This is a genomic window from Pseudomonas fluorescens, assembly GCF_902497745.1.
Taxonomy (GTDB): domain Bacteria; phylum Pseudomonadota; class Gammaproteobacteria; order Pseudomonadales; family Pseudomonadaceae; genus Aquipseudomonas; species Aquipseudomonas fluorescens_BM.
The window spans coordinates 78,338-93,045 of record NZ_CABVHJ010000020.1 but is presented as its reverse complement, the minus strand read 5'-3'; the positions used below and the strand labels follow the sequence as shown (position 1 = coordinate 93,045).

Below are 14,708 nucleotides of genomic sequence, written 5' to 3'. Positions count from 1 at the left end.
CGCAGATTCTCAACGAATTGATCGGGCACTATTCAGAAGACGGTTTTCCGGCCCCGCGACCGAACCGCTGAAACACTTTTCTTTCCAGTTTCGCGGCGCAGAAGCCCAACGCGGCTTTGATTTCCTTCTCGACCATGCGCGTGGAAATGCCGAAGCGCTGAGAAATCTCCAGGTGCGGTGCCTCTTCCAGACGCGCCGCGATGAAGATCTTCCGGCGCCGTGCCGGCAGCTCGTACAACGCACTGAGCAGCGACTGGATTTCCTTTTGCCCGCCCACTACCCGCGCCGGGTCGAGGGCTTCGTCACCGATTTGCAGCAGCTCTTCGACTTCCTCGCCAGTGAGCAGGCGCGCATCGGCCTGGCGGCGGTCGGCGGCGATGTTCAGGGCCATGCGATAGAGGTAGGCATTGGGCCGCAGGACGTTCGGCGGCGTCTCCATGCGGTCGACCCGCAGGTAGGTTTCGTGCAGCACGTCGTTGGCCAGATCTTCCGAACCGAGACGCCTGCGCAGGCGCACCCGAAAGTCCTCGTAGGACGTCAGGAACAGTTGGACCATCGAACCTTGTCCGGTGTCTTTCATCCCCCGGAAACTCCTTCCCATTTGGTGCATTCCATGCGTTTCCCTGACGACTCCGGTAACAACAGCAACGTGACCGGCTGACGCAAGGCGCTGGGCGTCGGCCGGTCGATTTTGAGGTTGCGAAAACTTTCCACCAACGCGTTGTCGCGCCGTACATCACCGGTCGAAGTGACCAACCGGTTGTGCTGCACCAAGCCGTCGCGGCCGACCCAGACCTGCAACACCGCGCGATAACTGCCTGGCCGGGTCAGCGGCGAGCGGCACAGGTTGCGCTCGATCGCTGCTTGCACCGCCGTGGCGTAACTGCGGTTGACCGCGACGCTTTCCGGCGTCTGTTTTTGCGGCGGCGCCGGCACGTCTTCGACCTGCGCCACTTGCAAGGTAAACGCATCGTCGCGGGCATAACGCGCCATCAAACCACTGCCGCCGAGCAATCGACGCAAGGCATCGGCGGCGGTGTATTCACCGTCCACCGCCAACGAACGTCGACCGCGACTCAACTGACTGTCGACCAGCACCGCAACGCCGGTGGCGTGGCTGTACTGATCCAGCGCGTGTGCCAGATCCTGTGCCGGAATGTGCAGCGTCATGCGCAAGTCCGCCGGCACCGCGTCGGCCATGGCGTGGCCCGCCGCACAGCCAAGCAGCCACCCCAGACACATCCGGCGCACAAGCCTCGTTGAACGCTGAAAACCGTCCGTGGAATTGCCTCGCTGCACGGCTGACGAATCCTTGGAAATCGTCATCCTGAGGGCTGTTTATGAATCTGGTGTGACGGGCGGTGCAAAAAAACCATCACGGGAATTGCGCACGGCTTGCACTAGACTCACGCCATAGCGCGGCCCCTTTGGGCCGGCCAGGAGGCGAGCATGAAAACACTGTGGCGATTGAGCCTTGGCGGGCTGTTGTTGATGGCGCTGTCGAGCGCTTATGCCGAGGAACCGTTGGGCTGTGTCGAGGTGACGGTCGGCGGTTACAAGGCGCCGAATTACGACTGTTTGAGCCAGCAGATGGGCAACAACCCGGAAGGTGCAACGGCGGCGCAGAAGAATCAGGAGGCGCTGAATGTGCCGGTGAATAAGCGGCCGCCGAATCAGGTTGGGCTGGCGACGCCGGCGGCGACCAGTACGCGGATGGGCAATACCTTTGGCACCTCGGTGAAACCGCAACGACCGGCGAATTAAGGCAACGTCACAATCAAAAGATCGCAGCCTTCGGCAGCTCCTACATGGGATTTCGATCGTTTCCCTGTAGGAGCTGCCGAAGGCTGCGATCTTTTGATCTTCAATCGCTAGGCGTTTGGCGGAAGCTGACGGCGAGGCGATTCCAGCTGTTGATGGTGGTCACGGCCATGGTCAGATCGACCAGTTCGCCTTCGCTGAATTGCTCGCGCGCCTGCTCATAAACGTCATCAGGCACGCGGCTGTCCGCCAACAACGTCACCGCCTCCGCCCACGCCAGCGCCGCACGCTCGCGCGGGTTGAAGAAGTTGCTGTCGCGCCACACCGCAATCGCATACAAACGCCGATCACTCTCCCCGGCCCGTCGCGCGTCCACCGAATGCATGTCGGTGCAGAATGCGCAGCCATTAAGCTGCGAGGCGCGGATCCTGATCAGTTGCAGCAGCGGCTGCTCGATACTGAGGTTGGCGGTCAGCGCCTCCATGGCAATCATCGCTTTCATCGCCTTGGGCGAAGCGTTGTAGTAATCCAGGCGCGGGGACATGGCGGTTCTCGGTGGACGGAATGATGAGTTCACCGTAAACGTCGACAGCCATGCATGACAGCCCCAATTGCACGGAAAACCGCTACACCACTGAATCCTGCCCTGCGCAGATCCCCTGTGGGAGCGAGCCTGCTCGCGAAGGCGTCAGGTCAGTCAGCCCATTTTTGAATGACACACCGCATTCGCGAGCAGGCTCGCTCCCACAGGGGTTAGGGGCCAATTTCGGGTTTTTCGGGTAGGCAACTATTGCCCATCCCGCAACAGCGGTAATCTGGCGGGCACGCCTAATAGCCTCGGGAGCCTCGTCGGTATGGAACTTCACGTCGTGATCAACGGCCGCAAGGATCTTGCCGGTCAGTTGTATCAGCAGTTGCGCGGGGCCATCGAGTCCGGGCGCTTGGCCGCTGGCACGCAACTGCCGCCCAGCCGCCTGCTGGCCGAGCAACTGGGCATCTCGCGCAAGACCATTTCCGATACCTACGCGCAACTGACCTACGAAAACTTCCTCACCGGGGTGATCGGCAAAGGCACCTACGTCAACGCGCGCCCGGCGCAGGTCCAGCGCAAGCAAAGGCACAGCGAACTGGCCAGCGCCGAAGTGATCGAGAGCTGGCGCAATCTGCCGGTGTTCCTGCGCCACCCGACGCTGGAAGGCTCGCTGCGCTACGACTTCATCGGCGGCGCCACCAGCAAGGGCCAGTTTCCACAGGATGACTGGCGCCGCTGCGTCGCCCATGCGATGCGTCAGATGAGCCAGTCCAAGGGATTCTACAGTGTCGCCGAAGGCCTGCCGGCGCTGCGCAATGCGATTGCCCGGCACATCGCGTTTTCCCGGGGCATCAACTGTCAGGACGAAGACATCGTCGTGTGCAACGGCGCGCAACAGGCGCTGGACCTCATCACCCGTGTGCTGATCAGCCCCGGCAGTCTGGTGGCGATGGAAGATCCCGGTTATCCGCCGGCACGTCTGCTGTTCGGCACCCATGGCGCCGAGGTGGTCGGGATTCCGGTGGATGCCGAGGGCATTCAGGTCGAGCACATTCCCGATGGCACGCGCCTCATCTATGTCACTCCGTCGCACCAGTTCCCGCTGGGCATGCCGATGAGTCAGGCGCGCCGTGAAGCCTTGTTGGTTCGCGCTCATGAGTTGGGCGCGATCATCATCGAGGACGACTATGACAGCGAGTTTCGCTACGAAGGCCGGCCGACCGATTCGCTGTTCAGCCTCGACCAGCGCGGCATCGTCGCTTACGTCGGCACCTTCTCGAAGACCCTGCTGCCGGAGTTGCGACTGGGTTATGCGATTCTGCCGCCGGCGATTCTCGAAGCGGTGATCCGTGCCAAGCAACTGACCGATCTGCACGCCTCGACCCTGCCGCAATGGGCGTTGGCCAAGTTCATCGCCGAGGGCTGCCTGCTCAAGCATATCCGCCGTTGTCACGCGATCTACGCCCAACGCCGCGAACGGATTCTCGAGCGCATGGCAACCGATCTGGCGCCATGGCTGGAGGCGGTGCCGGCCAGCGCCGGGTTTCATATGGCGGTGTTCTGCAAGGTGCCGATCGACTTGCCGTTGGTGATCGAACTGGCGAAAAAGGTCGAAGTCGGGCTGTACTCGATCAACGGTTTCTATCATCAGCAACCGGCGAAGAACGGCCTGTATTTCGGCTTCGGCGCCATCGAAACGCTGGACATCGATATCGCTCTGGATCGCCTGCGTGACATCCTCGAACAGCTGTCATGAGCCTTTGGTATAACGCATTTACTGCCGATTGGTTATTGGTGATTCACGACGGCAGGCCTATCCTGCACAGGCGTTATCCCTCAATGAGCAGGATTCGTCCGGCCTGATTCAGGAGTGTGAGCAATGTCCAACGAAGTGATCAATACGGTCCAGGTGCAGGCTGCGGCCGGCCGCTCGGATGAGCTGGGCAGGCAACTGCAGAAGATCGTCGAAACCCTGCGCGAAACGCCGGGCTGCGATTCCTACTTGGTCGACCGCTGCCCCGAGGACAGCCACCGCTGGACGGTCAGTGCCCGCTGGCAGTCGGAAGCGGCAATGCAGGCGCATTTCAACCGGCCCGAGGCGCAGGGGTTTATTGACTTGATCGATAGTCGGTTGGCCAATAGCGTCGATTTCAATAGCTTTCCTATTGTTTAAAAGCAAGATCAAAAGATCGCAGCCTTCGGCAGCTCCTACACCGACCCCTGTAGGAGCTGCCGAAGGCTGCGATCTTTTGATTTTTGGGGCATCTGAATTGGTCACCTGATCTTCCCGAATATTGGCCGTTTGAATGCCCCACCCTGCGGACTACTGTGATTGCACCCCCGATCATCACAGGTAACCCGCCATGAAAGCCCTGCCCTTCTTCGCCGCCGCCCTCGCCCTGAGCCTTTGCACCTCTGCCGCCTTCGCCCACGATCCATCTGAAAAAGTCACCGTCCTCCAAGACCAGATGCTGAAAAACGCCCCCGGCAAAAAAGCCATGATGATTGAGGTCGACTACAAACCCGGCCAGTCCTCCATCGCCCATAAACACGACGGCACCGCCATGGCTTATGTGCTGGAAGGTGAAGTGATTTCCCAGGTCAAAGGTGAACAGCCGATCACCTACAAAAAGGGTCAGTTCTGGTACGAGCCCGCCGGCTCCGAACATCTCGTCTCGAAAAACGCCAGCAAAACCAAGCCTGCCAAGTTGTTGGTATTCATGGTGCTGGCCCCGGATGAACAAGTGTTGATCCCGCTGAAAAACTGATGGCTGTTTAACCAGCCATAAATAAACGGGCGCAAATCGACGATTGGCGCCTTTTTATTTCCCGGCGCAATTAGCGGTTACGGGTTAAAGCCAATAAAACTATTGCTCAGCTTTTATTACAGCAAATTGTCAGCTTGGCGGGTTTAGTCTGAATTAGCTGTCGTCGCCGACGGCATTGCAAACTTTCCGACTGATGTTGTTTCACGGGAGAAACACCATGAAACTTGCGTTCACCAGCGTACTGGCGATATCGGTTTTAGCTCTGTCAGCCTGTTCGGTACCCACCGCGCCTCAGGCCGTTTCCTCACTGGACACCCTGCTCCCCCATCCCACCGGCCGCAGCAACGCCACCCAGGTAAAAAGCGGTCCCGGCGTGTCCTTGGGCGTGATCTACAGCCCAAGCACCCAGACCAACCGCGAATACCTGCGCGACTATCAAGCCAACGCCGGCACCGGTTTCGGCCAGAGTTTGCTGGTGCAGCCGATCCACGACGCCTACGTCGCCAGCTCGAAACCGGACATGGCGGTGGAATGGGTCAACGCCTCGCTGCAACGCCAGTTCGGCTCGGTGACGGTGTATCCGGACATGCAAAGCCTGCGAGCAGCTAAACCGGATGTGGTGGCGATCGTCGACACCCACAGCCAGTTGATTACTTCACGCAGTTCCGACATCAAGGCCGATGTCAGTGCCGACTTTTATGATGCACGGTTGAACTATATCGGTACGGCGAAAGGTTCGGATGTCCGGGAATTGACGCCGGTGTGGGCGGACTTCAAGCGTTCGGAGGAGATAGTTGCGGATATTAATCAGCAGCAGGATGTGCAAGTTAGGGCGCTGCAGAAGTTTGACCAGTCGCTCAACAATTTAGTCGCCAGACCTGCAGATAAAGTGTCGATTCTTGATAGCAAACAGTCATCTAAGTTGTATTGATGACAAGGAACCCTTCGCGAGCAAGCTCGCTCCCACAGGGGAAATGCATTTCAAATGTGGGAGCGAGCTTGCTCGCGAAGGGACCAGACCAGACAACACAAAACCCTCAGACATAAAAAAGCCCCGGCATCTCACGACACCGGGGCTTTCTCGTTCAACCACTGCCCAAGCCGAGTAAAACTCGGCATTGGAAGCAAAGGCGAGATGCCACGCCCTCGAACTTCACACATATGCTCATCTGTCTACTGTCAACCCTGACAGTAGACCGTCTCGCCAAATAGGCTTCCAATAATCTGACTGTATTGATCTCTCGATCCCAGGTCGGTTATCGGCGTATGCAGAAACCACAGGTTTGAGGAGCAGGCAATGTCTAACATTATCAACAGCGCCAACGTGGAAGCTCTCGACCCAACTTTCGGATCTGATGAATCAGGCGTGAGTTGGTTAAAATATCCGGATGGCACCAATGGATTTGTGTGGGGCATCACCGTCGCGCCGGACAACAAACTGTTGATCGCAGGCAGAGCTGGAAAACGTTTCTCAATCGTGCGCCTGAAGACTGATGGTCGACAAGATCCCGATTTCGGTGATCAAGGAAGTGTCATTGGTGCGTTCGCAGTCGGCGATCTATCAACGGGTAGAAGTGTTCGCGTACTCAAAGACAAGACAATACTGCTTGAAGGGTGGTTCGACTATGATCCTTCGTCCCCATCGCTGCGTGGTTTGGCTCTTTTTGACGATAAAGGAATGCCCGTCAAGGCATTTGGAAACGATGGGGTACTGATCGTTGATCCCATCTCGACACCCGCCTACCGATTGTCCAAAGAAGAGATCGCCAATAAAGACGCATCGGCTTCCCGCGAAGGTGAACAATCTATTGAGCTGCCCGACGGCAAGCTGATGATTATCAGCAATCATCTATATAGCTTCAGCGACAATATCGGTTTATTAATCAGGCTGGAAAAGAACGGCTCGCTGGACATGGATTTTCATGGAAAAGGCTATGTCGCTGTCCAGTATCTTGCTAATTACACAACGGCTAACTCACTGATAAGGCTCCAGGACAGATCGTTTGCCGTTGGTGGAAGCACTGCCGTGAATGGCAAAACGATGCCGATGATTGCTCGCTTCAATGCACAGGGTGAGATCATTAGTGAGTTCGGAAACAAAGGCTTCGTGGTGATTGAAACTGATCAGCATCGTGGCGATACAAGTCAACTTATAGAATTACCTGACGGCAATATCCTGGGTATTGGTAGCACGTCGTCACACGGAATTCAAAGTGGCCTATTGTTTTGTATCGACAACAAAGGCGCATTGGTCTCTTCCTTTAATCAAGGCGAGCCATTGATTACCGCATATCCACGGGCGCCGATGGGTATTCAATGGCTTCAAGGCACCCTGCGACAGGGTAAGCACATAATGGTTATCGCCAACACCCTAGGAGAGGAAGACTCAAAAACGATCGTTGCCAAGTTCGACCTTGACGGTGTTCAAGACAGCAACTTTGCAGATAAAGGTTTTTTGACCATTAATCTAACGGATGTTCTAGATTTTGGCGTTTCCATAGCCATCCAAAACGATCAGATTATCGGGGCCGGCACTTCCTTGCCTCATGCCGATGGCGTACGCGGTTTCGCCTTTCGTTGTTCGGAACTGATTTAAACAAGAACAATGAAAAAGCCCCGCCTCTTCCGAGAGCGGGGCTTTTTCATTCAGCCACTACTTACGCCAATTCAAGCTCGGCATTCGCAGCAGCCGCAGGCACTACCGCTTGCCCGCTCAACGCCAGATCCAGCAGTTCACGGTTGGCCACTGCATACATGGCGTAGTCCGTGCCGCTCGCAGCGCGGATTTCCACCAGCATGGCGCGCCAGCGCGAGATCATGCTTTCGTGCTGTTCCATCCACAGCGCCAGACGTGCTTCCACATCCAGCGTGCCGTCGCCCTGTTGCAGGACGGAGATGGTGATCGCACGTTGCTGCCAGTCGACATCATCACGGAACGCTTCACGGGCCAGGGCTTGCCAGTTGTTTTCAACCGGCAGTGCGCTGATCTGTTGCAGGTACCATGTGATGTCCAGCGCACTGCCCACGGCGAAGTAGGCCTTGGCCACTTCGGCCGGGTTCTGGCCAGTCACGTCGGACGCTTCGATGATCGGCAGCAAGGTGTACAGGTGCGAGGTGCCCGCAACCATACGCGCCAGCAATTCCGGTACACCGGCTTCGACGTAAGCCTGATAACGCGCCTGCCAGTTTTCACGGATTTCGCCGCTCAGCAGTTCATCGAGCTTCAGACCCAGCTCTTTCAGGTGCGGACCGAAGTGCGCGACGTCACGGGCAGCGTTCTGCTCGTTGCGACGGGCACGCAGGAACCAGCGCGTAGCGCGACGGCCCAGGCGCATCAGTTCGTCCATCAGTTCCAGCTGTACGTCAGCGCTGACTTGGTAGTCCAGCGCTTCGATCTGACGGAACCAGTGCGGGAGGTGGAAGATGTCGCGCACGATCACGTAAGCACCGGCCACGTTCGCAGGGCTCATGCCGGTCGACTCTTTGAGTCGTTGAACGAAGGTGATGCCCATGTGATTGACCAGGTCGTTGGCGATCTGGGTGCTGACGATCTCGCGCTTCAGACGGTGACGACGCATGGCTTCGGAGAACTTGCTGACCAGGCTCGGCGGGAACGCCGTTTCCATGTCGCGGGTCAGGTAATCGTCGTCCGGCACCAGGGAGCCCAGCAGCTGCTCTTTGAGGTCGATCTTGCTGTACGAGATCAGTACCGACAACTCAGGACGGGTCAGGCCGTGGCCTTCGGCAACGCGCTCGGCCAGTTGCTCTTCGGTCGGCAGGAACTCGATGGCACGGTCCAGCTTGCCACGACCTTCCAGATCGCCCATCAGACGCTTGTACTCAGCGATGCGCGCGTAAGCACGACGCGCCGCCAAGGACAGCGCCTGAGTCTGCTTGTAGTTGTTGCCCAGCACCAGATTACCGACTTCGTCGGTCATGCTCGCCAGCAACTGGTTGCGTTGCTTGTCGGTCATGTCACCGGCCTGAACCACTTCGTTCAGCAGGATCTTGATGTTCACTTCGTGGTCGGAGCAGTCGACGCCACCGGCGTTGTCGATGAAGTCGGTGTTGGAACCGCCGCCATTCAGACCGAATTCCACACGACCCAGTTGGGTCATGCCGAGGTTACCGCCCTCGCCCACGACTTTGCAGCGCAGCTCGTTGCCGTTAACGCGCAGTGCATCGTTGGCCTTGTCGCCGACATCGGCGTGGCTTTCAGTGCTGGCCTTGACGTAAGTACCGATACCGCCGTTCCACAGCAGATCCACCGGCGCCTTGAGCAAGGCGTTGAGCAGTTCGGTCGGGGTCAGCTTGTCAGCCTTGATGTCGAAGCGTTCCTGCATCTGCGGGGAGATCGCGATGCTCTTCGCGCTGCGCGAGAAGATACCGCCACCTTCGGACATGATGCTGGTGTCGTAGTCGGTCCAGGCCGAACGCGGCAGGTCGAACATGCGCTGACGCTCGACGAAGCTGGTCGCCGGGTTCGGGTTCGGGTCGATGAAGATGTGCATGTGGTTGAACGCGGCAACCAATTGCAGCTTGTCGGACATCAACAGGCCGTTACCGAACACGTCACCGGCCATGTCGCCGACGCCGACAACAGTGATGCTGTCTTCCTGAACATTGATGCCGCGCTCGCGGAAGTGACGTTGTACGCCAACCCACGCGCCTTTGGCGGTAATGCCCATTTTCTTGTGGTCGTAACCGGCCGAACCACCGGACGCAAACGCGTCACCCAGCCAGAAGCCGTAGTCGATAGCGATGCCGTTGGCGATGTCGGAGAAGGTTGCAGTGCCCTTGTCCGCTGCGACCACCAAGTACGGGTCGTCATCGTCGTGGCGAACCACGTTCAATGGCGGCACCAGTGCGCCGTCTTTCAGGTTGTCGGTGATGTCCAGCAAGCCCGAAATGAAGATGCGGTAGCAGGCGATGCCCTCGGCCGCGATCTCGTCACGGCTGCCGCCCAGTGGCAGGCGACGCGGCAGGAAGCCGCCCTTCGCGCCGACTGGCACGATGACCGAGTTCTTCACTTGCTGAGCTTTTACCAGGCCGAGGACTTCGGTACGGAAGTCTTCTTCACGGTCGGACCAGCGCAGACCACCACGAGCGACGTTACCGAAGCGCAGGTGCACGCCTTCAACGCGTGGCGAGTAGACGAAGATTTCGAACTTCGGCACTGGTTTCGGCAGTTCAGGGATCGCGTGCGGGTTGAACTTGAAGCTGAAGTACGACTTGTTCTGGCCGTTGGCATCAGTCTGATAGAAGTTGGTGCGCAGGGTGGCTTTGATCAGGTCGAGGTAACGACGCAGGATGCGGTCTTCGTTGAGCACCTGGACGTCGTCCAGTGCGGTCAGAATCGCTTGTTCCAGACGCAGTTGCTTGTCTTCCAGATCGTCGTCGCTGAGTTTGCGCGCCAGATAGAAGCGGGTCTTGAACAACCGGGTCAGCTCGCGAGCGATGTCGGTGTGGTTGTTCAGGGTGCTGGCGATGTAACCCAGGTCGAAGCCCAGACGAATCTGCTTCAGATAACGCGCGTAAGCACGCAGCAGCGCGACGTCGCGCCATGGCAGGCCGGCGGTCAGTACCAGGCGGTTGAACGCATCGTTTTCGGCGTCGCCGCGAACGATGTGGACGAAGGCGTCCTGCAGGGTGTCGTTGAGTTGCTGGATGTCGAGATCCAGTCCTTCAGCGGCAGTGAACGCGAAGTCGTGAATCCAGAACTCGCGGCCATTGGTGTGACGCAGACGGTACGGGAATTCACCCAGTACGCGCAGGCCGAGGTTTTCCAGAATCGGCAACACGTCGGACAGCGCCAGCGGGGTGTCAGCGTGGTACAGCTTGCAATGCAGCTCGCGCTGGCCGGAGACCTGACCGAGCGGCTGATAGAAGCTCATCACCAGCGGATTTTTTTCGTTGAGGCTCAGCAGGTGCTGCATGTCGACCACGGCCGAATGCGCGGCAAAACGCTCGCGGTAGCCGGCTGGGAAGCCTTTCGGGAAGTCCGCCAGCACGTTGGTGCCGTGGGCTTCGCCGAAGCTCTCGACGGTCAGTGCGGCGTAATCGTCCTGCCAGCTGCGGCAGGCTTGCACGACTTCTTTTTCCAGCAGCACCGGGTCGATGTCGAGACGGTTTTTCGGGTCGACACGCAGGATCAACTGCACGCGCGCCAGAACCGACTCGGAGAAGAATGTCCAGAATTCGCAATCGGAAGCCTTCAGGCGCTCCATCAGCACTTGCTGGATCTTCTGGCGAACCTCGGTGGAGTAGATGTCGCGTGGCACGTAGGCCAGGCAGTAGCAGAAACGACCGTACGGGTCTTTGCGCAGGAATACGCGGATCTTGTTACGTTCCTGGATCTGCACGATCGACATCACGGTGGTGAACAGTTCGTCGACCGGGGTCTGGAACAGGTCATCACGCGGCAGCACTTCAAGCACCTGCGCCAGTTCCTTGCCCAGGTGAGCCTTGGACTGGAAGCCGGAGCGCGTTTCGATTTCTTCGACCTTGCGGCGGATGAACGGGATGACCCGCACGCTCTCGCCATACACCGAGGAGGTGTACAGGCCCATGAAGCGGTGCTCCTTGATGACTTTGCCGTCAGCGTCGATTTCACGGATCGACACGTAGTCCGGGTACGCCGGACGGTGTACACGGCTCGGGTGCGCAGCCTTGGCGAACGACAGCAGGGTCGGTTCGCGCAGGTAGGCAACGGCGTAGTCTTCGATGCGCAGGTCTTCGTAGGTCAGGCCGGTGCGCAGCAGTTTGGTCAAGCCGAGGAAGGAGTTCTGGTCGTACTCGATGTGGCCGCCATCGGCCTGATCGGTGACCACGAATTCTTCGTAGCCGAGGAAGGTGAAGTGGTTACCCACCAGCCATTCCAGGAAGCTTTTGACTTCGTTCTTCTCGTCGGCATCGATGGCGAACGCGCTGTTGTCGAGTTTGGTGAGGATTTCCTGCACCTTGGCTTTCATCGGCTCGAAATCGGCGACCGCGACGCGGACTTCACCGAGAACCTGTTCCAGCTCTTTGCTCAGCACATTCAGTTCGGCCGCGTTGGCGCAGCGGTCGATTTCCAGGTACATCAGCGACTCGTGCAGCACGCCTTCGCCGGTGCTGCCCTTCGGCAGGATTTCCAGCAATTCGCCCTTGCTGCCACGACGCACGCTGAGCACGGTGGTTTGCAGGGTGTGGATGCTGTAGCCGCGACGGTTCAGCTCGGTACGAACCGAGTCGACCAGAAATGGCAGGTCATGGTGCAGCACTTCGACCGCGGTGTGGGTCGACTGCCAGCCATGACGCTCGTAATCGGGGTTGTAGACGCGCACTTGCGGTTGCGCGTGATCGAAGCGCTCAAGCAGGCGCCACGCAGAGAGAGTACAGCCAGCGAGGTCGGAGAGGCGACGTTGAGTCAGCTCGTCCAGAGAAATGATGCCGAAGAATTGTTCAGCGAACAGCGCCACTTGTGGCAGTGCCTGTTCACTGATGTGCTGCGCCAGTGCCGCTTGCAGTTGGTGCTGGAAGTCGGCTTTGCTGGCTGCGGTGAAGAACGCCATCTGTGGTACTCCGCTTAAGCTTGTTATTGATGGAAAGCGTCGCGTGCAACACCCCTTTCGGGGCTTGTGTCGCCCTGTTCCTGATTCTCGGGCAGAGGAAACAGGGGGACAGGTGGGTGAAGCTGGACGGGACACTCAGGTCACATTCACCTTCCATAGAATGAGCATCTGCAAAAGCGACTGCCAGCGGTGCCGACAATGCCTTTACGGGTGCTCATCCGTTGCGCAGCTTAAAGGGTGCGACAATGTGTCTGCTTGCGGTGCTGCGACATATTCGGTCATTGGCACGTAAACCGAGGGTTTGGCACCGGTAAACACTAGCACTCGTGGCGAAAAACGCTGGTCTGAATGCCCGTTTTTACGGTACATGCGTGCCAGAAATGACCATTGATCCACGTCGCGTCCACGACACATCCTCTGACACTCTCACATGCAGAAATTCCCGAGGACTGGCAGAATCGCGCCCATTAGCGACCGACACGCCCCTTGAGGCAGGAATTGACCATGCAAATGACCACCGCCCTACTGATCGTCAACCCGTGCGATGACGAAGAAGACAACATGGCCATGCTTTGCTGCCACAGCGACAAGGGCGACATGTTTTTGATGAGTCGTTATCCGGATGAAGACGAGCTGGAGATCACTCTGGATGGCGAGCCTTCGACGCTCGACGGCGTGAAAGTCACGCTGACTTCGAATCTGCTGAAGATCGAGATCGCGGCGGCGGATGCAGATGCTTTGAACGGAGATGATGTGCTGGAGATCAGCTTTAACCCGGATATGGTGGATATGGATGAGGTTGTCGAGACCTTGAAGAATATTCTTGATGGGACGGGTACCTTCATTAACGAGGTTTGATGGTGTCGGATCCGGCCTCTTCGCGAGCAAGCTCGCTCCCACATTTAAACTGCGTGTACACCGTCAATGTGGGAGCGAGCTTGCTCGCGAAGGGGCCCTGAAGAACACTGCACCTCTCTCGCACTACAAAAATCCAACAAATCCCCCAGTCATTTCCCGCACTTTGCGCAAAATGCCGTTAGTCGCCACCCCCCGCGATGGATTAAAGTAACGCCCCCAGCCCCGGCGTTATCCGAACGCTTGTGGCCCCCCCTTTCCAGGAACAGTCACCGATGGAACATCGTGAAGCGCTGCTGGCGCTGCGAACCTTTCTTTCAACGCAGATTCTCGGCCAGGAAAAACTCATCGAGCGTTTGCTCATCGCCCTGCTCGCCGACGGCCACATGCTGGTCGAGGGCGCGCCGGGTCTGGCCAAGACCAAAGCGATCAAAGAACTCGCCGAGGGCATCGAAGCCCAGTTCCATCGCATCCAGTTCACCCCTGACCTGCTGCCGGCCGACATCACCGGCACCGAGATCTATCGCCCGGAAACCGGCAGTTTCGTGTTCCAGCAAGGGCCGATCTTCCACAACCTGGTGCTGGCGGACGAAATCAACCGCGCCCCGGCCAAGGTGCAATCGGCGCTGCTCGAAGCCATGGCCGAGCGTCAGGTCAGTGTCGGCCGCAGCACCTATGAGTTGTCGCCGCTGTTTCTGGTGATGGCCACGCAGAACCCGATCGAGCAGGAAGGCACTTACCCGCTACCGGAAGCCCAGCTCGACCGTTTCCTGATGCACGTGAAAATCGGTTTCCCGGACGCCGCCGTCGAGCGCCGCATCCTCCAGCAGGCCCGTGGCGAAGCGCTGAACGGCGAAACCAAGCCCGAGCGCCGCGTCAGCCAGCAGGCGATCTTCGCCGCGCGCAAGGAAATCCTCGGTCTGTACATGGCCGACGCCGTGGAGGAATACCTCGTGCAACTGGTCATGGCCACGCGCAACCCGGCCAAGTTCGACCCGGAGATGGCCGAGTGGATCGCCTACGGCGCCAGCCCGCGCGGCTCGATTGCCCTCGACCGTTGTGCCCGCGCCCACGCCTGGCTGGCAGGTCGCGATTTCGTCAGCCCGGAAGACATTCAGGCCGTGCTGTTCGATGTGTTGCGTCACCGCATCATTCTGTCGTTTGAAGCCGAAGCCGCCGGCATCGATCAGGATCGGGTGGTGCAGCGGATTCTCGACGTCGTAGCCGTCGCTTGACCCC

At 58.6% G+C, this 14,708-nt stretch carries 12 protein-coding genes; 8 read left to right on the top strand and 4 right to left on the bottom strand.

Annotated elements, in window-relative coordinates:
* Positions 1–28: 28 nt before the first annotated feature.
* Together F8N44_RS25260 and F8N44_RS25255 are read right to left on the bottom strand one after the other, a co-directional pair.
* Positions 29–580 carry an RNA polymerase sigma factor gene (locus tag F8N44_RS25260; protein ID WP_007913935.1) on the bottom strand — a complete coding sequence of 184 codons (552 nt, stop codon included), beginning with the start codon at positions 578–580 and terminating at the stop codon, positions 29–31.
* Complete coding sequence (locus F8N44_RS25255) at positions 577–1,242, bottom strand: secretin and TonB N-terminal domain-containing protein (protein WP_095122850.1); 666 nt, start codon at positions 1,240–1,242, stop codon at positions 577–579. The genes F8N44_RS25260 and F8N44_RS25255 overlap by 4 nt, the downstream gene beginning before the upstream one ends.
* Before the next feature lie 207 nt (positions 1,243–1,449).
* On the opposite strand from F8N44_RS25255, the gene F8N44_RS25250 reads away from it, so the two are divergent.
* Complete coding sequence (locus tag F8N44_RS25250; protein ID WP_150652203.1) at positions 1,450–1,764, top strand: hypothetical protein; 315 nt, start codon at positions 1,450–1,452, stop codon at positions 1,762–1,764.
* Between the two features lie 100 nt (positions 1,765–1,864).
* Here F8N44_RS25250 and F8N44_RS25245 read toward each other — a convergent pair whose 3' ends face one another.
* On the bottom strand, positions 1,865–2,305 hold the full coding sequence (locus F8N44_RS25245; RefSeq protein WP_150652202.1) for a carboxymuconolactone decarboxylase family protein: 441 nt from the start codon (positions 2,303–2,305) through the stop codon (positions 1,865–1,867).
* A gap of 310 nt (positions 2,306–2,615) precedes the next feature.
* Between F8N44_RS25245 and F8N44_RS25240 the strand changes: the two genes are divergently transcribed.
* From F8N44_RS25240 to F8N44_RS25220, 5 genes are all read left to right on the top strand, one after another.
* On the top strand, positions 2,616–4,049 hold the full coding sequence (locus F8N44_RS25240; RefSeq protein WP_150652201.1) for a PLP-dependent aminotransferase family protein: 1,434 nt from the start codon (positions 2,616–2,618) through the stop codon (positions 4,047–4,049).
* A 123-nt stretch (positions 4,050–4,172) separates the two neighbouring features.
* Positions 4,173–4,466 carry a putative quinol monooxygenase gene (locus tag F8N44_RS25235; RefSeq protein WP_016984406.1) on the top strand — a complete coding sequence of 98 codons (294 nt, stop codon included), beginning with the start codon at positions 4,173–4,175 and terminating at the stop codon, positions 4,464–4,466.
* Positions 4,467–4,656: 190 nt separating this feature from the next.
* Positions 4,657–5,061 carry a cupin domain-containing protein gene (locus F8N44_RS25230; protein WP_150652200.1) on the top strand — a complete coding sequence of 135 codons (405 nt, stop codon included), beginning with the start codon at positions 4,657–4,659 and terminating at the stop codon, positions 5,059–5,061.
* A 217-nt stretch (positions 5,062–5,278) separates the two neighbouring features.
* Positions 5,279–5,992 carry an ATPase gene (locus F8N44_RS25225; RefSeq protein WP_150652199.1) on the top strand — a complete coding sequence of 238 codons (714 nt, stop codon included), beginning with the start codon at positions 5,279–5,281 and terminating at the stop codon, positions 5,990–5,992.
* A gap of 366 nt (positions 5,993–6,358) precedes the next feature.
* Positions 6,359–7,657, top strand: a complete 1,299-nt coding sequence (locus F8N44_RS25220) for a hypothetical protein (protein ID WP_150652198.1) — start codon at positions 6,359–6,361, stop codon at positions 7,655–7,657.
* Positions 7,658–7,718: 61 nt separating this feature from the next.
* On the opposite strand, the gene F8N44_RS25215 is transcribed toward F8N44_RS25220, so the two are convergent.
* Positions 7,719–12,614 (bottom strand): NAD-glutamate dehydrogenase, encoded by a 4,896-nt coding sequence (locus F8N44_RS25215; protein WP_150652197.1) that lies wholly within the window; start codon positions 12,612–12,614, stop codon positions 7,719–7,721.
* 504 nt (positions 12,615–13,118) lie between these two features.
* Here F8N44_RS25215 and F8N44_RS25210 point away from each other — a divergent pair.
* Positions 13,119–13,472 (top strand): hypothetical protein, encoded by a 354-nt coding sequence (locus tag F8N44_RS25210; RefSeq protein ID WP_150652196.1) that lies wholly within the window; start codon positions 13,119–13,121, stop codon positions 13,470–13,472.
* Positions 13,473–13,744: 272 nt separating this feature from the next.
* Positions 13,745–14,704: an AAA family ATPase gene (locus tag F8N44_RS25205; RefSeq protein ID WP_007913915.1), complete on the top strand. Its 960-nt coding sequence runs from the start codon at positions 13,745–13,747 to the stop codon at positions 14,702–14,704.
* Positions 14,705–14,708 lie beyond the last annotated feature (4 nt).

Coding starts and splice junctions, on each gene's coding strand:
- F8N44_RS25260 (WP_007913935.1), bottom strand. CDS start 580: ATGAAAGACACCGGACAAGGTTCGATGGTCCAACTGTTCCTGACGTCC.
- F8N44_RS25255 (WP_095122850.1), bottom strand. CDS start 1,242: ATGTGTCTGGGGTGGCTGCTTGGCTGTGCGGCGGGCCACGCCATGGCC.
- F8N44_RS25250 (WP_150652203.1), top strand. CDS start 1,450: ATGAAAACACTGTGGCGATTGAGCCTTGGCGGGCTGTTGTTGATGGCG.
- F8N44_RS25245 (WP_150652202.1), bottom strand. CDS start 2,305: ATGTCCCCGCGCCTGGATTACTACAACGCTTCGCCCAAGGCGATGAAA.
- F8N44_RS25240 (WP_150652201.1), top strand. CDS start 2,616: ATGGAACTTCACGTCGTGATCAACGGCCGCAAGGATCTTGCCGGTCAG.
- F8N44_RS25235 (WP_016984406.1), top strand. CDS start 4,173: ATGTCCAACGAAGTGATCAATACGGTCCAGGTGCAGGCTGCGGCCGGC.
- F8N44_RS25230 (WP_150652200.1), top strand. CDS start 4,657: ATGAAAGCCCTGCCCTTCTTCGCCGCCGCCCTCGCCCTGAGCCTTTGC.
- F8N44_RS25225 (WP_150652199.1), top strand. CDS start 5,279: ATGAAACTTGCGTTCACCAGCGTACTGGCGATATCGGTTTTAGCTCTG.
- F8N44_RS25220 (WP_150652198.1), top strand. CDS start 6,359: ATGTCTAACATTATCAACAGCGCCAACGTGGAAGCTCTCGACCCAACT.
- F8N44_RS25215 (WP_150652197.1), bottom strand. CDS start 12,614: ATGGCGTTCTTCACCGCAGCCAGCAAAGCCGACTTCCAGCACCAACTG.
- F8N44_RS25210 (WP_150652196.1), top strand. CDS start 13,119: ATGCAAATGACCACCGCCCTACTGATCGTCAACCCGTGCGATGACGAA.
- F8N44_RS25205 (WP_007913915.1), top strand. CDS start 13,745: ATGGAACATCGTGAAGCGCTGCTGGCGCTGCGAACCTTTCTTTCAACG.